Annotated in this window: 21 protein-coding genes; 13 read left to right on the top strand and 8 right to left on the bottom strand. The window is 31.8% G+C overall.

The window, feature by feature from the left end; translation table 11 throughout:
* Positions 1–35 precede the first annotated feature (35 nt).
* Together ACP15M_RS02530 and ACP15M_RS02525 are read left to right on the top strand one after the other, a co-directional pair.
* A complete protein-coding gene (locus tag ACP15M_RS02530; protein WP_425075598.1) occupies positions 36–632 on the top strand; it encodes a hypothetical protein in 597 nt (198 codons plus the stop codon).
* A 124-nt stretch (positions 633–756) separates the two neighbouring features.
* The gene (locus tag ACP15M_RS02525; RefSeq protein WP_425075597.1) at positions 757–1,491 is read left to right on the top strand and encodes a hypothetical protein; all 735 of its coding nucleotides are present in this window, start codon (positions 757–759) and stop codon (positions 1,489–1,491) included.
* Between the two features lie 69 nt (positions 1,492–1,560).
* On the opposite strand, the gene ACP15M_RS02520 is transcribed toward ACP15M_RS02525, so the two are convergent.
* The 4 genes from ACP15M_RS02520 to ACP15M_RS02505 form a co-directional block, all read right to left on the bottom strand.
* Entirely contained in the window at positions 1,561–2,274 is a 714-nt protein-coding gene (locus ACP15M_RS02520) for a head GIN domain-containing protein (protein ID WP_425075596.1), read from the bottom strand.
* A 23-nt stretch (positions 2,275–2,297) separates the two neighbouring features.
* Positions 2,298–3,392 (bottom strand): hypothetical protein, encoded by a 1,095-nt coding sequence (locus ACP15M_RS02515; protein WP_425075595.1) that lies wholly within the window; start codon positions 3,390–3,392, stop codon positions 2,298–2,300.
* 69 nt (positions 3,393–3,461) lie between these two features.
* A complete protein-coding gene (locus ACP15M_RS02510) occupies positions 3,462–4,022 on the bottom strand; it encodes a hypothetical protein (RefSeq protein ID WP_425075594.1) in 561 nt (186 codons plus the stop codon).
* A gap of 10 nt (positions 4,023–4,032) precedes the next feature.
* Positions 4,033–4,590, bottom strand: coding sequence for an RNA polymerase sigma factor (locus tag ACP15M_RS02505; RefSeq protein ID WP_425075593.1), 558 nt, complete (start codon positions 4,588–4,590; stop codon positions 4,033–4,035).
* A 230-nt stretch (positions 4,591–4,820) separates the two neighbouring features.
* Between ACP15M_RS02505 and lon the strand changes: the two genes are divergently transcribed.
* The 4 genes from lon to cmk are packed head-to-tail and all read left to right on the top strand — an operon-like array spanning position 4,821 to position 9,796.
* On the top strand, positions 4,821–7,274 hold the full coding sequence (gene lon, locus ACP15M_RS02500; RefSeq protein WP_425075592.1) for an endopeptidase La: 2,454 nt from the start codon (positions 4,821–4,823) through the stop codon (positions 7,272–7,274).
* Positions 7,258–8,031, top strand: a complete 774-nt coding sequence (locus ACP15M_RS02495) for a LysM peptidoglycan-binding domain-containing protein (RefSeq protein WP_425075591.1) — start codon at positions 7,258–7,260, stop codon at positions 8,029–8,031. Before lon ends, ACP15M_RS02495 begins: the two co-directional genes overlap by 17 nt.
* Positions 8,032–8,081: 50 nt before the next feature.
* Positions 8,082–9,101 (top strand): type IX secretion system protein PorQ, encoded by a 1,020-nt coding sequence (porQ, locus tag ACP15M_RS02490; RefSeq protein WP_425075590.1) that lies wholly within the window; start codon positions 8,082–8,084, stop codon positions 9,099–9,101.
* Positions 9,101–9,796 carry a (d)CMP kinase gene (gene cmk / locus ACP15M_RS02485; RefSeq protein ID WP_425075589.1) on the top strand — a complete coding sequence of 232 codons (696 nt, stop codon included), beginning with the start codon at positions 9,101–9,103 and terminating at the stop codon, positions 9,794–9,796. Before porQ ends, cmk begins: the two co-directional genes overlap by 1 nt.
* Positions 9,797–9,868: 72 nt before the next feature.
* On the opposite strand, the gene ACP15M_RS02480 is transcribed toward cmk, so the two are convergent.
* Positions 9,869–10,246, bottom strand: coding sequence for a LysM peptidoglycan-binding domain-containing protein (locus ACP15M_RS02480; RefSeq protein WP_425075588.1), 378 nt, complete (start codon positions 10,244–10,246; stop codon positions 9,869–9,871).
* Between the two features lie 282 nt (positions 10,247–10,528).
* Between ACP15M_RS02480 and rpsA the strand changes: the two genes are divergently transcribed.
* The 5 genes from rpsA to ACP15M_RS02455 all read left to right on the top strand — a co-directional run bounded on the left by rpsA (position 10,529) and on the right by ACP15M_RS02455 (position 15,265).
* Positions 10,529–12,394: a 30S ribosomal protein S1 gene (gene rpsA / locus ACP15M_RS02475; protein ID WP_425075587.1), complete on the top strand. Its 1,866-nt coding sequence runs from the start codon at positions 10,529–10,531 to the stop codon at positions 12,392–12,394.
* Between the two features lie 149 nt (positions 12,395–12,543).
* Complete coding sequence (gene pyrR, locus ACP15M_RS02470; protein ID WP_425075586.1) at positions 12,544–13,083, top strand: bifunctional pyr operon transcriptional regulator/uracil phosphoribosyltransferase PyrR; 540 nt, start codon at positions 12,544–12,546, stop codon at positions 13,081–13,083.
* Between the two features lie 4 nt (positions 13,084–13,087).
* A complete protein-coding gene (locus ACP15M_RS02465) occupies positions 13,088–14,017 on the top strand; it encodes an aspartate carbamoyltransferase catalytic subunit (protein ID WP_425075585.1) in 930 nt (309 codons plus the stop codon).
* A 4-nt stretch (positions 14,018–14,021) separates the two neighbouring features.
* Entirely contained in the window at positions 14,022–14,354 is a 333-nt protein-coding gene (locus tag ACP15M_RS02460; RefSeq protein WP_425075584.1) for a ribonuclease Z, read from the top strand.
* Positions 14,355–14,359: 5 nt separating this feature from the next.
* Positions 14,360–15,265: a ribonuclease Z gene (locus ACP15M_RS02455; RefSeq protein ID WP_425075583.1), complete on the top strand. Its 906-nt coding sequence runs from the start codon at positions 14,360–14,362 to the stop codon at positions 15,263–15,265.
* 12 nt (positions 15,266–15,277) lie between these two features.
* Here the strand turns inward: ACP15M_RS02455 and ACP15M_RS02450 are convergent, their stop codons facing one another.
* Complete coding sequence (locus ACP15M_RS02450; RefSeq protein ID WP_425075582.1) at positions 15,278–15,706, bottom strand: hypothetical protein; 429 nt, start codon at positions 15,704–15,706, stop codon at positions 15,278–15,280.
* A gap of 83 nt (positions 15,707–15,789) precedes the next feature.
* Here ACP15M_RS02450 and pdxH point away from each other — a divergent pair, with 83 nt between their 5' ends.
* Together pdxH and ACP15M_RS02440 are read left to right on the top strand one after the other, a co-directional pair.
* Positions 15,790–16,437 carry a pyridoxamine 5'-phosphate oxidase gene (pdxH, locus tag ACP15M_RS02445; RefSeq protein ID WP_425075581.1) on the top strand — a complete coding sequence of 216 codons (648 nt, stop codon included), beginning with the start codon at positions 15,790–15,792 and terminating at the stop codon, positions 16,435–16,437.
* Between the two features lie 212 nt (positions 16,438–16,649).
* Positions 16,650–17,144, top strand: coding sequence for a CAP domain-containing protein (locus ACP15M_RS02440; protein ID WP_425075580.1), 495 nt, complete (start codon positions 16,650–16,652; stop codon positions 17,142–17,144).
* 643 nt (positions 17,145–17,787) lie between these two features.
* Here ACP15M_RS02440 and ACP15M_RS02435 read toward each other — a convergent pair.
* On the bottom strand, positions 17,788–19,713 hold the full coding sequence (locus ACP15M_RS02435) for an OmpA family protein (protein ID WP_425075579.1): 1,926 nt from the start codon (positions 19,711–19,713) through the stop codon (positions 17,788–17,790).
* Positions 19,714–19,723: 10 nt separating this feature from the next.
* Positions 19,724–20,641 carry a PorP/SprF family type IX secretion system membrane protein gene (locus ACP15M_RS02430; RefSeq protein WP_425075578.1) on the bottom strand — a complete coding sequence of 306 codons (918 nt, stop codon included), beginning with the start codon at positions 20,639–20,641 and terminating at the stop codon, positions 19,724–19,726.
* Positions 20,642–20,643: the final 2 nt, after the last annotated feature.

Here is a 20,643-nt window from a genome sequence, read left to right as displayed (position 1 = left end):
TTAGTATGTTTGTTAAAATCAAAATCAATTATATTATGAAAAAACTAAGCTTTCTATTCTGTCTTTTTGTGCTGTTAACTGCTTTTACTTGCGAAAATGAATCAATTGACGAAGATTTATTAAATCAAGAATATCAGGATGACAATAATGAAGTGAATCCGTCTCTTCTTGGTGATTGGGAAATGATAGAATTTAGTGCAGAAATTTCTACTGAATCAAATATTCAAGGTATAATGATTGGGTATGATTTTGTTACTGAAGCTACAGACTCTAATTATGTTTTAACATTTGAAGAATCAGATTATTCAGTTTCTGGTAGCTATGATTTAGCAACATCAACAACCTTTGACGGAGAAACGACAACGACGACAGATTCATATACAAATGTTAGTGGTTCTGGAGCATATTCGACTAATGGAAATACGATGACATTTGATGGTTCATTTATAGAGTTTGATTTTGATGGCTTGCCTCAAGATGTAGCTTCAGGAGAGCAAACTACTGAGTTTAGTTTAAGTGACGATGGGCAAACTCTTACATTTGCTCAAGATCAAGTTCAGGAAGAAAACCAACCAGGTGTTGTAGTAACGATTCATACGATTTCGACCTCAGTGTGGCAAAAAATGGATTAATAATAAACTACGATATTTAATTTTTTAAGACCAAAAGATAATTTTGGTCTTTTTTTACGTTCTTATTTGAAGCATTACAATTTATTAGAAATTAGTATGTTTGTAAACACTTAATTTAATTGCTATGAAAAAAATAACTTATCTACTGTCTTTATTTGTATTGTTAACGGCCTTTACTTGTGAAGATGAACCTCTTGAAGGAGAGTTTTTTGAAGAAACAAACCTGTCTTGTGAAATTGCAGCTCAGAATACGCAAAATGCTGCTATTGCATTTTTAGATGTTAATGATGACAATTACACTCAACTATGTACTACTTACGTAAATGCGTTGGTTGCCGAAATGGAGTTTTGTGGAGATCCAGATGGTAGTTTGCAAACACAATTAGATAGCTTAGGTAATTGTGATAATGGCACACAACAAGATGTTGAAATTCCTGGTACTTGGTTGATGACAGCTTGGATTGGAGAAGAAGCTATAGATTTAAATAATGATGGTACTGAAAGCATTAATTTTTTAGATGAGATGGATTGTTATAACAATGAAACAATTGTGTTTAATGCAGATAATACTGGAGTTATGATGAGTACATCGTTTGCTACTTTTATGTTTGATATCCTGGTAGGTACAACCAATGAATATAATTATACAATAGAGTGCGAATTAGAAAATGAAAATACAAATATATCATGGTCTCAAACTGGGAATACGATTACTATTGATGACGGAACTACAGTTACAGAAGGTACATTAAATGGAAATCAATTGTCTTTGTTTATTCCTGAAGGCTTTGTAGCTTTTAGTTCAGATTTTACAGTAACTACAATACAAGATTTAACTTTTGTGTATACAAAACAATAAGTAATAGCCTAGACTAAAAAAAGCCTAATCATTTTACGATTAGGCTTTTTTTATTGAATGTGTTTCAACTTAGTTGCTAATGCTTCCAGAGCCAGAAACCTTTGTGTCTTCAGTTTTTGGGTTTCCTCTGTATTCAATATCTCCAGAACCAGCAACTCTAGCTTTTAAGCTTTCGTTACTTACAACTTCAGCATCTCCAGAACCAGCAACAGAAACTTCAGTATGATTAGATTGCAAATTAAATCCGTGAAAATCTCCTGAGCCAGCAACTTTAGCCTCAAGCTTATTAGTATTTCCTTTTAGTGTTAAATCTCCCGAGCCTGCTACTTTACCTTCAGTATTTGAAGCATTAAGATCTAAAACAATGTCGCCAGAACCTGCCAAAGCTACCTCAAAATTTGTGGAGTTAATAACATCTTCAGTCCATAAGTCACCAGAACCAGCAAGAGCAACACTGCTAATATCTTTAAATGGAATTGTAACCTTAATGGTTTTATTATTACTTGGTTTGAGAGAGATGTTCTTTTTAGTTTTTATTATGAGTTGATTGTCTTTTACTTCAGTGACGATATACTCTAGTAAGTTTGATTCTCCTTCAAGTGTTATGTTTCCTTCAGTACCAGAAACCAAAACATAGTCAAATGAGCCAGCACATTTTATACCATCATAGTCTGATGTTGTTCTTGTTGTTTTGGTCATGTTTCCATTACCTTTAATTTTTTTATCAGCATAGCTAAATGTAACGCTAAAAATAAGTGCGATAAGTAAGATTGAATTTTTCATTGTGTTCGTTTTTTTATTGATTGTTATTGTTTTTTAAAGGTGACGCTTCCGTATTCTGTTTTTATGTTTATCATATTTCCGCTATTTGAGGATTTATAATAGCCTTGGTAATATTTGTCTGAAGATTCGATACGTTTTTTTGTAAATTCAAACCCTTCAGAATTGCGTAATGAAGCATATTCTAAATCGATATCAAAATTGAATGCATAAGCAGTATCGTAACCAATAGTGATTCCGCAATAATCAGATTCTATGTCAATATTACCAGCATTTTCAGTCATTTTTGCAATTTTTATCGAACCATAATCTGCTTTAAGACTTACATTTTTATGAACAGTTCCTAATCTTAGCGTAAGATAATCGCCATTGCCTTCAACATTATTAATATTATTAATTTTTAATGATCCATAGTCACAATTGTAAGAGATGTTTTCGGCTACTTCAACTTCAGAAGAGGTATAATCTGCATTAATGTTTAGAGATTTAGCCATTCCAACAGTAAATCCACTATAATCTGCGTTAATGCTTCCGCTTTTTATGTATTCAAAATATGAATTGCTGGTATAATCAAATTTAATATCGTTGTGATCTGCCATTAATTCTTTAGTCGTTATTTTGCCATAATCGCAGCTAATTTCGGCACGACCTTCAAGTTTGTCAAGTGTAATACTTCCGTAGTCATTACTCAAATCTACGTTATTGGTAATTGGTAATTTAATGATGTAATTAATAGACATGTTTATGTTATTGTTTTTTCCCCAATTCCACCAAGATTTAGACTTCTCTTTATTAAAAATTGTTTTAGCCATTACAGATGAAGATGAGGCACTAAATTCCACATCGATATTATTTAGTTTGTCTACAACCTTATCAATATCATTGCCATTTGTTTTTATAAGTACTTCTATATTTATAGTAGAGCCTTCGTAGGTGACAATGTCAATGTTTCCATAGCTATTGTCAATTTTTAGAGTAGCATTGCTAGTTACCGAAAATTCTTTTTTTATGGTTTTTTCTTTGGTGTGCTTTCCTGACCAATTTGTTGAGTTACCTGCTAATGTTAACGAAGGAATAAGCACAAAAGCAAATAAAAAGTTGTATAGTAATTGTGTTTTCATAGTGATTGTTGTTAATGTCCTAATAAAGATTTATAACTGCTTAGGAACGTTTTTTGATGATTTTTAATTTTATAAGGTGTTATGATTTGATTTGTTATTTTTAAATGTTTTGATGTCTTCGATGTTTTCTAAAACATGATTAAGAACATGTATTCTATTCTGAAAATTTGAAATCATAGCATGTATCACACGTTTATCATTTCCAGATTCAGTAAGATCAACTTTAAGTTTTTCATAGTTAAGTTCTAAAACGTTAAGCTGTTTTAAAGCATCGTCGATTAACTCTTCGGTTTCAGGAGAGCGTTCATTTTCTAGTAAAGTCAATTCATTTTCTATTGCTAGCGTAAAAAAGTCTTGAGTTTTTGATAACTCTGGAGATACACTTGCTAAATCTTTAATTTCAGGTTCTTGTTGCTGTATAATGGCAACTAAGCTCAAACAAAGTACTATTGAAGCAGCTACTGCTAAAAATGGTTTCCAAAAATTCGATTTCTCATTAGTTTTATTAGCAATGGTGTTTTGTTGTTTTAACTTGTCTAAAAATCGATTTTGATGACCAGAATTAGGCATATCAATATCAAACTCATTTTCAAGTCGCTCAAACAATGTATCTATAGTATCTTTTTTCATAATAAAAATATTAAGAAGCTAAAGGCGCTAATTTTTTTCGCAAGCTTTCTTTAGCTCGTGATATTAATGTTCTACAATTGGCATTAGAAATGTTCATAATGTCACATATTTCTTCATAATCGTAACCTTCAATTAAATGTAATGTTAATCCCATTCTGTAATTCTCTTTAAGCAATTTCATGGTGTCTAAAATTTGAGTTGCTTTTAAACTAGACAGTACATCACTTTCAATAATTCCAGAATCTTCTTCAACTTTATAAAGCACATCATCTAGAGGAACATCATTGTATTTATTATTTTTTTTATAATGATAAATACTGTTGTTAATCACAATTCGTTTTAACCAAGAACCAAAGGTTTTAATATCCTTAAGACTGTCTAACTTTGTAAATGCGGTTAAAAATGAATCTTGCATAATGTCTTCAGCCTCAAAATTGTCTTTTACAATTCTAAATGCTGTGTTATACATAGCTTTGTAGTATCTGTTGTAGACTTCCATTTGCGCATATTGGTCGCCAGATTTACAAAGCTGTAATAACTGCTCTATATTTTGATTGGTTAGTGTCAAAAAACAATTGCTTTATTATAGAGATGAAAGGCTAAGCAGATTGTTACACTTTTAATAAAAAAAGTTTTTAGTTTAATAAAGCGTAATGGCATAACTATTGAAATTATATAAAGGTATATAAATCCATTAACTTTGTAAATCTTTAATTAACAAGGGTTAATGCGATTTTTTAAATAAATATAAATCGATAACTTCTGTTGTTTTAATGACAGAATGACTAAAAAAATAATATGGCTAAGTCTAATTTTTTAAAGCTTGACAGTTTGTCATTCCAAGATTTTGATGAAAATTCAGAATTAATTCCTTTAATGACTCCTGAAGATGAAGCAGAAATCAATAACGAAACCCTTCCAGATTCATTACCAATATTACCGTTGCGTAATACCGTTTTGTTTCCAGGAGTTGTAATTCCTATAACAGCTGGAAGAGATAAATCAATAAAACTTATTAACGATGCTAATAAAGGCAGTAAAGTTATTGGTGTAGTTTCTCAAAAAGATGAAACCATAGAAGATCCTAGCGGAAAAGATGTTTTCAAAAAAGGAACTGTTGCTCGTATTTTGAAAGTTCTTAAAATGCCAGATGGTAATACCACTATTATCATACAAGGAAAGAAACGTTTTGAAATACAAGAGATTGTTTCAGAAGAGCCTTATTTAACAGCTAAAGTTAAAGATGTTCCTGAAGCTAAACCTACCTTAGATAATGAAGAATTTTCAGCCATTATTGAATCAATTAAGGATTTATCGCTTCAAATTATAAAAGACAGTCCTAACATCCCTACTGAAGCTTCTTTCGCGATTAAAAATATTGAAAGCAATTCGTTTTTAGTCAATTTCGTGTCTTCTAATATGAATCTTTCTGTAAAGGAAAAACAAGAACTTTTAGAAATTAACGATTTAAAAGAACGTGCGCTTGCAACCTTAAAATTTATGAATATCGAGTTTCAAAAACTGGAACTTAAAAACGATATTCAATCTAAGGTGCAAAGTGATATGAACCAACAACAGCGTGAGTATTTCTTACACCAACAAATGAAGACTATTCAAGAAGAACTTGGAGGAGGTGTGTCTTCAGGCGAAGAAATTGAAGAGATGCGTCAACGTGCTAAACAAAAAAAATGGGATGAGAAAGTTGCAGAACATTTTGATAAAGAGTTGGCAAAAATGCAACGCATGAATCCGCAAGTTGCTGAGTATTCGATTCAAAGAAACTATTTGGATTTGTTTTTGGAGCTGCCATGGAATGAATTTAGTACTGATAAATTCGATTTAAAACGTGCTATGAAAATTTTAGATCGTGATCACTATGGTTTAGATGATGTAAAAAAGCGAATTATTGAATATTTAGCCGTTTTAAAACTGCGTAACGATATGAAGTCGCCAATTTTGTGTTTGTATGGACCTCCTGGTGTTGGTAAAACATCATTAGGAAAGTCTATTGCTGAAGCATTAGGAAGAGAATATGTGCGTATGTCTTTAGGTGGTTTACGTGATGAAGCCGAAATTCGTGGTCATAGAAAAACGTATATAGGAGCAATGCCTGGACGAATTATTCAGAGCTTAAAAAAAGCAGGAACGTCTAATCCAGTATTTGTTCTCGACGAAATTGATAAATTGTCTAATTCGCACCAAGGCGATCCGTCTTCAGCCTTGTTAGAAGTGTTAGATCCTGAGCAAAACAGTGAATTTTATGATAATTTCCTTGAAATGGGATTCGATTTGTCTAAAGTGATGTTTATTGCTACTTCTAATAGTTTAAATACTATTCAGCCAGCATTAAGAGATCGTATGGAAATTATTAATGTTACTGGTTACACCATTGAAGAAAAAGTAGAAATAGGAAAACGCCATCTATTACCTAAACAGTTAAAAGAGCATGGCTTAACAGATAAGCACTTAAAAGTTGCTAAGCCTCAACTTGAAAAAATTGTTGAAGGTTATACTAGAGAATCTGGTGTTCGTGGTTTAGAAAAACAAATTGCGAAAATGGTGCGTCATGCAGCCAAAAATATAGCAATGGAAGAGGATTATAATCTTAAAGCCACTAATGACGATATTATTGAAGTTTTAGGAGCTCCTAAGTTAGAACGTGATAAATACGAAAACAATAATGTAGCTGGTGTAGTAACTGGTTTAGCCTGGACACGTGTTGGTGGTGATATCTTATTTATAGAATCTATTTTGTCTAAAGGAAAAGGTAATTTAACAATTACTGGAAACTTAGGTAAAGTCATGAAAGAATCTGCTACCATTGCTATGGAATACATTAAAGCAAATGCTGATGAATTTGGAATAAATCCTGATGTTTTTGAAAAATATAATGTGCATATTCACGTTCCTGAAGGAGCAACTCCAAAAGATGGTCCTAGTGCTGGTGTAACAATGCTAACCTCTTTGGTATCTCTATTTACACAACGAAAAGTAGAAAGTAGCTTAGCGATGACTGGTGAAATTACACTTAGAGGAAAAGTATTACCTGTAGGAGGAATAAAAGAGAAAATTTTAGCTGCAAAACGTGCAAAAATTAAAGAAATTTTACTTTGTGAGGATAATAAAAGAGACATAGAAGAAATAAAACCCTTATATTTGAGGGGTTTAAGATTTCATTATGTCAAAGATATGAGTGATGTCTTAAAACTGGCATTAACCAATCAAAAAGTAAAGAATGCTAAAAAACTTTAGATTAATAGCTACGGTTTTAGTTTTTACAGCTTCTAGTTTTGGAGCTTTTGCACAAACAAATGAAACCGACAATTACAAAGATGTGCTTCTTAATGGAAAGCCAGCTAAACTTAATTTAATAACTGGAGAAGTTACTTATGCTAATGGTGAGATTGCGAAATCCAGAGCAGCAAAAAAAATTAAAGATTCACTATTAGATTCAAGAACCGAGATTAAAACCAATTTAATAAAAGATATGGAAACTATTTCAGAAACTGAAGTAGTTTCCAATGCTAATCAAACAGTAGTTGAAGAAGTAGAACCTCTTAATACAATTGAAAGTGTTTCTGAAAATAATAACTCAAAACACCTTACAGATGATGATGTTTTAGAGGAAACACCTTCTTTAGTAAAATCAACTAGCAAAAAAGAGGAAGTCATTGAAGCTACTACTTCTAATTTTCATCTTGTGAAAGAAGGTGAAAATTTATATGCCATTTCTAAGCGTTACAATACAACCTTGAACGAACTTATTATTGCTAATAAATTAGAAACAACACTCATTAAGCCAGGTCAGAATTTAAGAGTTAGAAATTTCGATTTTTCAGAAGCCGAAATTACTTGGATTGTATCGAGAGGCGATACTTTATATAGTATAGCTAAGAAAAATAATACTACAGTTGATGAATTAAAGACTCTAAATCAACTCTCAGGTAATCTGATTAAGGTTGGGCAAAAACTTCAAGTCAATCAGAATTCAACACTTACAAAAAAATAAAATAGACATATACTCGTTTTAAGATAGATTTATTTACTTTGCAAACTTATATGCTAAAGAAAATTACCACTATTATTTGTCTTTTAACGACTTCTGCATTTTATGCGCAAGTAGGTGGTGAAGCTACGTTTCAGTTTTTAAATTTAGTATCGTCACCACGTCAAGCTGCTCTTGGTGGAAAAGTCATTACAAACTACGATTACGATGTTACTAGTGGTTTATTCAATCCTGCTAGTATAAATGAAGAAATGGACAATCAATTGGCGATTAATTATTCAAGTTATTTAGGCGGAATTAGTTATGGAACAGCAGCTTATGCCTATACTTGGGATAGGCATGTGCAAACCTTGCATATTGGTATGACTTATATTAATTATGGTGAGTTTGATGGTTATGACCAAAATGGAGTTTCTACAGGAACGTTTACAGGTAATGAAGCAGCATTGTCAGCAGGATATGCGTATCAAATTCCGTATACAGATTTTTATTTAGGAGCCAATTTAAAAGTGATTACATCTAAGTTAGAACAATATAATTCTATTGGTATTGCTGCAGATTTAGGTGCTATGTATATCAATGAGAAACTAGATTTTCATGCTGCCTTAAGTATTAGAAATCTAGGAACTCAAATTGTAACTTATGCTGGTTTAAATGAAAAATTACCTTTAGATATTTCCTTGGGATTATCTCAAAATTTAGAAAATGTACCTTTGCGTTGGCATTTGACTTTCGAGAATTTACAAAAATGGCCATTAGCATTTTCAAATCCAGCGAGAGCTTCTACAGATTTAGAAGGCAATCAAACTCAAGAAGAAACAAGCTTTTTGGGAGAACTAATGAGACATACTGTACTAGGAGCCGAATTATTTCCTGAGCGTGGATTTAGTATTCGATTGGGATACAATTTTAGAAGAGCAGAAGAACTTCGTATTGAAGAGCAACGAAATTTCTCTGGACTATCTTTTGGTGTAGGAATTAAACTAAACAAAATGCGATTTAGTTATACGCATGCAAGATATACAAGCGCATCTAATACAAGTTTCTTCGGATTGCAAATTGATTTAAGATAATGAACAAAATAACCATAGCCATAGACGGATTTTCATCGACTGGAAAAAGTACAGTCGCTAAGCGTTTGGCTAAAACGCTGGGTTATATTTATGTCGATTCAGGAGCCATGTATCGTGCTGTAACTTTGTATGCGATGCAAAATGGATTTATTGAAACCGATTACTTTAACAAAGACAGATTGATTGCTCAATTAGATTGTATTCAAATCGGTTTTGTGTTTAATGAGGCACTTGGTTTTGCTGAAGTGTATCTTAATGGAGATAATGTCGAGAAACAAATTAGAACCTTAGAAGTTTCACAATTTGTAAGTCAGATAGCCACAGTTTCAGAAATTCGTGAACAGCTTGTATTGCAACAACAAAACTTTGGAAAAGATAAAGGTGTTGTGATGGATGGTCGCGATATTGGAACAGTAGTGTTTCCTGATGCTGAATTGAAATTATTTATGACAGCCACAGCAGAACAGCGAGCGCAACGTCGTTACGATGAGTTGGTTGAAAGAGGAGATGAGGTCGATTATGAAGATGTCCTCAAAAATGTTCAAAGCAGAGATCATATCGATTCAACTCGAGAAGATTCACCACTAACAATGGCAGATGATGCCATTAAAATTGACAACTCAAATTTAAATTTAGAAGAGCAATTTGAATTGGTGTATAAACTAGCGAAAGATAAAATTTCAGAATGTAATTAAACAAGATGAGTATTCTTATTAAAACAAAAAAAGCGACCATTGGTCGCTTTTTTTGTTTCTGTTGAATCGTTCCTATAAGTTAGGAATAATCAATTCCTGATCAGGATAAATTAAATCTGGATTTTTTAAAATATCAGAATTTGCAGCAAAAATGTTTTGATATTTCATTGCGTCACCATAATAATGCTTAGCAATTTTACCTAAAGTCTCACCACTTTTAACCGTATGTCTGTGGTAAACAGATTCATCAGCAACCTTTATATCTGCCATAATATCTGCTGGATTTTCTCCACCAATGGCTTTAATAGCATCCCAAAGCAAGTTTTTTTCATATTGAGTTTTTGCAGTTCCCCAAACTTTTAAAATGCCATTTTCTTCAACAACATTTCCATCTTTAATGTTTAATTGTTCACCTAAATCTAGTACGTTTTGGTATTTAGCTTTTATCATAATAGTTGTTTTAAATTTAATAATTAATGCATGATAAAGATATCAATTTATATACCAAAAAATCAATGTGTTAGATAGCTTTTTCTATAGTTCTATTTTCTGAGATTGGTTTTAATTGTATCGTATTAATTTTACTTGTTTTATTGATAAAATATATGTATTTTTGCACTCCTTTTAGCGAATCTTGAAAGATGAAAGGAAACTAAAATCAAAACAATAACACTTCTGTGTGTTTATCGCGTTATCTTTCAAAGCATACAGAATACAAATTTTATTCAGCACATGTCTGAAAAAGAAACTCCAAAAGCTGAGGTAGAAACTACTGAAGCGGCAACTGTTGAAACTACAGAAACACAAACAGTTGAGACTCCTAAAGTAAAAGTATCTGAGTCACAAGCAAATCCTGAAAAATTCTTAAAAGAATTCAATTGGCACAACTACGAAGAAGGAATTGATCCAGTTGATGATAAACAATTAGAAGAATTTGAAAAATTAGTATCTGAAAACTTCGTTGATACTTTAGATGATGAAGTTGTAGAAGGTGTAGTAATTCACATTACTGATAGAGATGCTATTATTGATATCAATGCAAAATCTGAAGGTGTAATTTCTCTTAATGAGTTCCGTTACAATCCAGATTTAAAAGTTGGTGATAAAGTAGAAGTATTAATTGATGTTCGTGAAGATGCAACAGGACAATTAGTATTATCTCATAGAAAAGCTAGAGTAATCAAAGCTTGGGATCGTGTTAACAATGCACACGAAACTGGTGAAATCGTAAATGGTTTTGTAAAATGCAGAACTAAAGGTGGTATGATCGTAGACGTATTTGGTATTGAAGCGTTCTTACCAGGTTCTCAAATTGATGTAAAACCAATTAGAGATTACGATCAATACGTAAATAAAACTATGGAATTTAAAGTTGTGAAAATCAACCACGAATTCAAAAACATAGTAGTCTCTCATAAAGCTCTTATTGAAGCTGATATTGAAGAGCAAAAGAAAGAAATTATTGGTCAATTAGAAAAAGGTCAAGTATTAGAAGGTACTGTTAAGAATATTACATCGTATGGTGTATTTATTGACCTTGGTGGTGTTGACGGATTAGTTCATATTACTGATTTATCTTGGTCAAGAATTAATCATCCAAATGAAATTGTAGAACTAGACCAAAAACTTAATGTTGTAATTTTAGACTTCGATGAAGACAAATCTAGAATCCAATTAGGTCTTAAGCAATTAAGCAAACACCCTTGGGAAGCTTTAGGCGAAACTGTAAAAGTAGGTGATAAAGTTAAAGGTAAAGTCGTTGTTATTGCCGATTATGGTGCATTTGTTGAAGTAGAAGAAGGTGTTGAAGGATTAGTTCACGTAAGTGAAATGTCTTGGTCTACACATTTACGTTCTGCTCAAGATTTCGTATCTGTTGGTGATGAAATCGAAGCTCAAATCTTAACTTTAGATAGAGAAGATCGTAAAATGTCTCTTGGTATTAAGCAATTAACACCAGATCCATGGACAGATATCACATCTAAATACCCAGTAGGTTCTAAGCACACAGGAGTTGTACGTAACTTTACTAACTTTGGTGTATTTGTTGAATTAGAAGAAGGTATTGACGGATTAATTTATATTTCTGACTTATCTTGGACTAAGAAAATCAAGCATCCATCTGAGTTCTGTAACGTAGGTGATAACTTAGAAGTCGTTGTATTAGAATTAGATGTTGAAGGACGTAAATTATCTTTAGGTCACAAACAAACTACAGATAACCCTTGGGATAAATACGAAACTGAATTTGCTTTAGGTACTTCGCATACTGCTGCAATTACTGAAATCGTAGATAAAGGCGCAACAATAGAATTTAACGAAGATATCGTTGCATTTATTCCTTCTCGTCACTTAGAAAAAGAAGATGGTGGTAAATTGAAAAAAGGAGAAACTGCTGAGTTTAAAATCATTGAGTTCAATAAAGAATTCAAAAGAGTAGTAGCTTCTCATACTGCAATCTTTAAAGAAGAAGAAATTGCTAATGTAAAAGCTGCTGCTAAAAAAGCAGAAGCACAAGCTGCAGAAGCTAAACCAACTTTAGGTGATGCTAATGATGCTTTACAAGCTCTTAAAGATAAAATGGACGGAAAGAAATAATTTTTCTGTCATTCCGTACTTGATACGGAATCCATTAGATCCTATTAAAAAGCCTTTCAAAAATGAAAGGCTTTTTTGTTTCTTAAGGATATGTTTCTACTTCTAAAATTTTACATTAACTTTGCATACCAAATACGTTTGGAAACTATATGAGTCAAAAAGTGTTACTTAATGCTAAAGAGGTAAACATCATTCTTCATCGATTGGCTTGCCAACTCATTGAAAATCATAACGATTTTTCTAATACTGTTCTTATAGGACTACAGCCAAGAGGCAAATACCTTGCAAATCGTTTGGCAGAAATGCTTAAAACCAATTACAAGATTAAAAATGTACAATTGGGTCATTTAGATATTACATTTTTTAGAGATGATTTTAGAAGAGGAGAAAAAATATTAGAAGCAAATACTACCGAAATTAATTTTTTAGTGGAAAATAAAAATATAGTTTTTATTGATGATGTTCTGTATACAGGACGAAGCATTAGAGCAGCATTGACAGCAATTCAATCGTTTGGACGACCAAATGAAATAGAATTATTGACATTAATAGACAGACGATTTAGTAGGCATTTACCAATTCAACCAAATTATAGAGGTCGACAAGTAGATGCTATAAACGAAGAAAAAGTGAAAGTTAACTGGGTTGAAAACGAAGGTGAAGACGCAGTATATTTGATAAATAGTTAGTACAATGAGCGAATTAAGTGTCAATCACTTATTAGGAATTAAATATCTTAACAAAAAAGATATTCAACTGATTTTTGAAACGGCAGATCATTTTAAAGAAGTGATTAATCGTCCGATAAAAAAAGTGCCTTCGCTTAGAGACATTACTATTGCCAATTTATTTTTTGAAAATTCTACACGAACAAAACTGTCTTTTGAACTCGCTGAAAAACGATTATCTGCAGATGTGATTAATTTTTCAGCCTCTCAATCTTCAGTAAAAAAAGGAGAAACCTTAATTGATACAGTAAATAATATTTTGTCGATGAAGGTTGATATGGTCGTAATGCGTCATCCAAATCCTGGAGCTGGTGTGTTTTTATCACAACATATTGATGCGAGTATTATCAATGCTGGAGATGGAGCTCATGAGCATCCAACTCAAGCGCTTTTAGATACCTATTCTATTAGAGAGCAATTTGGAGAAGTTAAAGGGAAGAATGTGGTTATTGTTGGAGATATTTTGCACAGTAGAGTAGCGTTGTCTAATATTTATGCATTACAATTATTAGGTGCCAATGTGATGGTTTGTGGTCCTAAAACATTATTGCCAAAATATATTAAAGATTTGGAAGTTAAGGTTGAAACCAATTTGCAAAAAGCACTTAATTGGTGTGATGTTGCTAATATGTTGCGTGTTCAAAACGAACGTATGGATATTAGTTATTTCCCTTCAACAAGAGAATATACGCAACAATATGGAGTTACTAAATCTTTATTAGATTCATTAGATAAAGAGATTACCATCATGCATCCTGGTCCAATAAATCGTGGTGTAGAAATCACAAGCGATGTAGCAGATTCAGACCAAGCCATTATTTTGAATCAGGTTGAAAATGGTGTGGCAATTAGAATGGCAGTGATTTACTTATTGGCTTCCAAAATAAAACATTAGAGTTATGATTTTTGATAAACACGGAAACACATCTATAATTACACAAGAAAAAGCTTCAGTTGTTGAGTTGGTAAAAAAGATTGAAGTGCTTTACGAGCGCTTTAAAAATGATAATATTATTGTAAACCTCACTACTTTAAACAAGGTTACATTGCAGGATATTGTTGAGTTTTTGCAATTATCTAACACACATCGAAAAGCAAAACAATCATTCGTTATAGTAACAGATAAAGCAAATCTTGATGAAACTCCAGATGAAATAATTGTAGTTCCAACGCTTCAAGAAGCTCATGATATTATTGAAATGGAAGAAATGGAACGCGATTTAGGATTTTAAAATTAATGAAACTAACAATTCTTGGCTGTCATAGTGCTACTCCACGAACCAATACCAATCCAACCTCTCAAGTTTTAGAGATTAATAACCACATATTTTTAATAGATTGTGGAGAAGGAACTCAAGTTGAATTGCGTAGGCATAAAATTAAGTTTAACAGAATTAAACATATTTTTATTTCGCATTTACATGGTGATCATTGTTTTGGTTTGGTTGGTTTAATTTCTACATTTCGATTGCTAACTCGTGAAGCAGATTTACATATTTATGCACCAAAAGGTTTAAAGGAAGTGATTACGCTTCAAATGAAACTGGCAGAATCTTGGACCAATTATAAACTGATTTTCCATGAATTAGCTTCAACCACTTCAGAATTAATTTTTGAAGATGAAAAAGTAGAAGTCTATACCATTCCCTTAGATCATCGTATATATACCAACGGATTTTTGTTTAAAGAAAAAGAAGGCGAACGCAAGTTAGATATGAATGCAGTTTTAAATGCAGATATCGATGTTGCGTATTATAGGAAACTTAAACAAGGCTTTGATGTTGAAGATAAACATGGTAATCTTGTAAAAAACGAAATACTTACAAAATCAGCTAATCCGCCTAAAAGTTATGCATTTTGTAGTGATACAGCATATAATGAAGCCATGTTACCAATCATTAAGGATGTAGATGTTTTATACCATGAATCTACATTTTTAGATAAAAACGAAAAACTTGCCGCTCCAACAAAACACAGTACAGCAAAGCAAGCAGCAAGTATTGCTAAACAAGCCAATGCTAACACTCTAATTCTTGGTCATTATTCAACAAGATATAATGACTTAAACTTGTTTAAAGAAGAAGCTTCAGAAATTTTTGAAAATGTAGAACTAGCTAAAGATGGAAAATCATTCGAATTTTAAAACGAATTATGTTTACGAATTGACTTCTTCTTTAAATTCATCTAACTCCATCATCCATTCAATAGCTTCATCTAAACTTTTACAGCGTTTTAGACTTTTCTTAAAAAAGTGCTTTTCTAAACTAGAATTTAAATAACCAAAGTCACTATAAGAAACCACAGCACTAGCAACTACAAAATCATAGTCATTATTAAAATCTAGCCATAATTGAGGTTCAAACGAGTAGGCATTTATACGATTTGCAATGTAACCTATTCTAATGTCATTACTAATTTCTTCAGAGAAATGAGCAATTAATTTGCTAACCATTTCAAAATTAACATGTATGCCTTCGTTTAATTCTGATATTACAAATTGCTTTGTAATGTAGAACGTTCCGTATGGAAGTTCTACTTTTTTATACTCTAAAAGGTTAGAATATTTGCTATTTTCAAATGTCATTTCTAGGGATTATTGCTTAAATTTATAAGAAATTTGTCAAGTTTTAAACAAAAACATAATAAAATTATTTAACCTTATATCTAATGAATACAGACTTAGGTGATTACAGAAAATCTTATGAAAAACAAGAATTGCTTGAAGAGCATTTGAGTGATAATCCTTTAGAAGTTTTTCAAAAATGGTTTCATGAAGTAGATACTTATTTTAATATTGGCGAAACCAATGCCATGACTTTATCTACAATTGGATTAGATGGTTTTCCTAAAAGTAGAGTAGTGCTGCTTAAAAAGTTTACCTACGAAGGATTTATTTTTTATACCAATTACGAAAGTGAAAAAGGTAAAGCTATAACTAATAATCCAAATGTATGCTTATCCTTTTTTTGGCCAGAAGCAGAGCGTCAAGTCATTATTAAAGGAAAAGCGGAAAAAATAGCCGAAAATTTAAGCGATGGTTATTTTGAATCACGACCTAGAGGAAGTCAGCTTGGTGCTTTAGTATCTAATCAAAGTGAAATTATTAAAGATAGAGATGCCTTAGAGCAACGTTTGAAGTCTTTAGAAGATCGCTTTGAAGGCAAACCAATACCAAGACCTAAGTTTTGGGGAGGTTTTATTGTTAAACCTATTGAGATTGAATTTTGGCAAGGACGACCTAATCGTTTGCATGATAGAATACGCTATCAATTAGACAAAAATTACAATTGGAATATGAATCGATTAGCTCCATAAATCGATGAACTACATAGTTTTTAAGATATTTCTTACATTTTAAATACATTTTATCGAAAAATAACGTTTGTTAGCGGGTTTTGTTTGCGTGTTTGTGTATATTGTCGATGAAATTGACAGTTGGCTGAATTCTTTGTCCCGTTTTTAGTCAATAATTAATTAACCAAACAATTTAGACCCCAAATCTAAATTACCAAAATTTAACCTACGTTATGAAACCTACAAAATTCTTGCCTTTATTGGTATTAATCGCTATGTTGTCGTTTTCATGTTCTACTGAAGAACTTCCAGATGAAACAATTGAAAATATTGAATTAGTTGAAGCTCCAGAAGCTAAACTTATAGAAATTGAAATTTTAGAGCTAATCAATGCTCATAGAATTAATTTAGGCTTAAATGCTTTAAATAATCACAACACAATTAAAGCTGTAGCATACACACATACAGATTATATGGTTGAAGTAGATAATGTATCTCATGATAACTTTTTTCAACGTAAGAATAGTTTGGAACAAAATGCTTCAGCAACTAGAGTATCAGAAAATGTAGCTTATGCATTTAGTTCTGCTCAATCTGTTGTTAATGCATGGTTAAATAGTGAAGGTCATAGAGCAAATATTGAAGGCGATTTTACAGATTTTGATGTTTCTGCCGAACAAAATTCTCAAGGAAAATGGTATTTCACAAACATATTTATAAAAAGGTAACATAATTCAAAAATTTGATTAATAGCAAATAATAGTTTTTAGAGCCACAGTATTCCTGTGGCTTTTTTTTGTTTTCTTCAATTTATATTTCATTAGTAAATCCATTAAATATTAAAGTCGTTTGAAACACATTTAAACCTTGAATGTAGCTTAACTAATTATTGTTTGGTTGAGTACGTTGATTTATAAGGATGGAAAGTATAACAAGTTGAAGATTGAATTTATATTATACATTTTAAGAGCAGCAAATTGCAAGAAGAAAATATGTTTGGAAGAGATAGAGAAGGACTTTAAAGCTTTTATCTCTTTATCGAATCGATACAGATTTTAAAAATACATTAATTAATAAAGCCATGACATTGAATTCGAAATATGATGCTATACTTGAATTGATTTAGATTGCTTCAGACAAAAGGTGTTAGCTTATCTAAAATACAACGACATGTTGGGCAATACTTGAATGTAGATACTGAAGCATTATATGTTAAAGGTTATTTTGAGAATAACTAATCACTTATGTTAATGATTGTTCAAAAGGAAAACTAATAAAGCGCTTTTAATGCGAATAAAAATGCTTATAAATGCGAAAAAGCAGCTCGTAAATGAGTCTGCTTTTTCTAAGTTCAAGATAGAGGGTAAACTTTTATTCTTTTAAAATATAGAAGTATGAACGTCTGTTTAACTGATGCTCTTCTTCAGTACATTTCACACCATTAGAACATTTGTTAAGTAGCTGAGTTTCTCCATAACCAATGGCACTTTCAATACGTTCTGGAGCTATTCCTCTTGAAATAATGTAATCTCGAGTAGATTTTGCTCTTCGGTCTGATAGCTTTTCATTGTATTTGTCACGTCCACGACTATCTGTATGCGATTCAATTTTTATCACCATATTAGGATGTGCACGCATTACATCTACAATGTTTTCTAATTCGTATTGTGCATCTGTTCTAATATTCGATTTGTCAAAATCAAAGAAAATAGGATTAATCACAATTTGGTTGTCATTGATAAGCGGTTCTAAATACAGATCAGCTTCAGTTTCTTTTTCATGCTTATTATCTGTAGTAACTTCTTTTAAGTCATCTTTAAAATCTTCTTTGCTACCAATAACAGTGTATTTTTTATTACAATCAACTGTAAATTCATATGCACCATCTTCCTTAGTTTCAATTTCTTCAAGTACTTTTCCTACTTCGTTAATAAGTTTAACAGTTGCGCCAGGAAGTATCTCATTTGTATTGGCATCTCTTGTTATTCCTTTTATAGTTTGAAGGCAAATACTTGCATCAAAACTATAAATATCGTCACTACCTTGACCATCTGGTCTATTAGAAGAGAAATATCCTGTTTTGTCATTTTCGTCTTCAGAAGGGTTCATGAAAAATGCAAAATCGTCATAGCCACTATTATAAGGAGCTCCTAAGTTTTCGGGTTGAGCGTCTTCATTTTTTATAATATCAGATTTAAAAATGTCTAAAAACCCTAAGTTTAGGTGTCCATCTGAAGAAAAATAAAATGTACTATCCTGACTTACAAATGGAAACATTTCGCGGCCTTCAGTATTAATTTTTTCTCCTAAATTAACAGGATCAGAATATGAATCACCAGTTATTTCTACTTTATAAATATCGGTTTGACCCAAACCACCTTCACGATCTGACACAAAATATAAGGTGTTGTTATCTGGACTTAATGTTGGATGACCAGTTGAGAATACATCGTCATTAAACGGAAGTTCTTCAATATCTGTCCAAGTTTCACCAACCAGTTTAGCTTTGTAAAGCTTTAAATGCGTTGTTCCCTTTTTGTCATATTTTACCTTATTCTTTTTACTAACATTGTCACGAGTAAAATACATGGTTTTACCATCATTTGTAATAGCGATTGAAGCTTCGTGGTAATCTGTATTTATTTTTTCAGCGTTTATAAAATCTGCACTTCCATAAGAAATGGAGTCTCCTTCTTTGTCTACTGAAACACTATAGATGTCTAAAAACGGTTCTTGATTCCAACTGTATAATTTCTTTTCATCAGTATTTCTTGATGATGCAAAATACAATTGTCCATTTTGTATGAATGATCCAAAATCTGAATATTTAGAATTGAAAGGCATGTTAACTAGTTTGACAACGCGATCCTTTTCAGTTTTAGCTAATTCGTTGTATTTACTAATGTCTTCAGGATTATAGTCTTTAACTCTAGTATCGTTATTTTGAATTTCAGTAAATTTCTTCATCCAAACGTCAGCTTCAGTATAGTTTCCTAAACTTCTTAAAGACTGAATGTATTTATAGATGTATTCTGGACTTACATCTTTGTCATATTTTTGTAATGCTTTTCCGTACCATAGAGCAGCATCTTCAGATTTAGAATTGTTATAATAACAATCACCTAATCTAGTCAATACATGTACACTAGTGTCGCCTTTTTTTAGCACTTCTTTATATAATTCAGTTGCTTTTATATAGCTAAAATTGCCAAAAAACTTATCGGCTAGCTTTTCTTGAGCGATCATGAATGTGCTACTTAGCACAAAAAGGAATATTAAAGTTTTTGTTTTCATCATGATTAAATTTTTAGAAGTATCTAGGCGATTTAATACGTTTGCTTTTAAATATTTCGAACATCAGAAGAACTTCATGAGTTCCACTTGTATAAGCACTTAAGTCTGATAAAGGATATTCGTATGCATAACCAATTCTCAATTGCTTAGACACTTGAAAATCTGCAATACCACCAATAGCTTGAGCTAATTCATTAATTCTATATGATGCACCAGCCCAAAACTTTTCATAGAATAAAAAGTTTGCTGTGATATCAAATGATAAAGGAGCTCCATTAGTAGCTTTAAGTAACATAGCTGGTTTAAGCTTAGTATTTTCACTTAAATCAAATACATATCCACCAGTAAAGTAGTAACTAATTCTCTCTAGAGATTCATACTCTTCATCACCTGTATAATCAGTATTTAAGATTCTTGGAGCCGACAATCCTAAATACCATCTGTTACTATGCCAGTAAGCACCAGCACCAATGTTTGGTTTCCAGCGATCTTCATAACCGAAAATTGCTTGGTCATTTATTTCTGATTGTCTAAAATCAGCATCAAGACTATAGCTTGTAAATCCAGCTTTTACACCAAACGCTAATTCACTGTTTTCACTTACTCGAATGGTATATGAGAAATCACCATATAAGTATGAAAAGTTTTGATAGCCTAATTCATCGTTTATAAACGAGAGACCCAATCCAACTTTGTCATTTCTCAAAGGTGTATGAACAGAAAGCGTTTGAGTCGTTGGACCTCCTTCAAGACCAACCCATTGACTTCTATGTAAACCAACCACACTTAATGTTTCTCTACTTCCTGCATAGGCAGGATTAATTGAGATTGTATTGTACATATACTGAGTAAACTGTGGCAATTGCTGTGCAACTCCCATCCAGCTACTGAATAGTATAAATGCTATAATGTTAAACTTTACTAATTTCATTT

Source organism: Psychroserpens sp. S379A (assembly GCF_049800755.1).
Lineage (GTDB): Bacteria > Bacteroidota > Bacteroidia > Flavobacteriales > Flavobacteriaceae > Psychroserpens.
The sequence above is the reverse complement of the archived record's forward strand: the minus strand, read 5'-3'. Positions and strand labels throughout refer to the sequence as shown.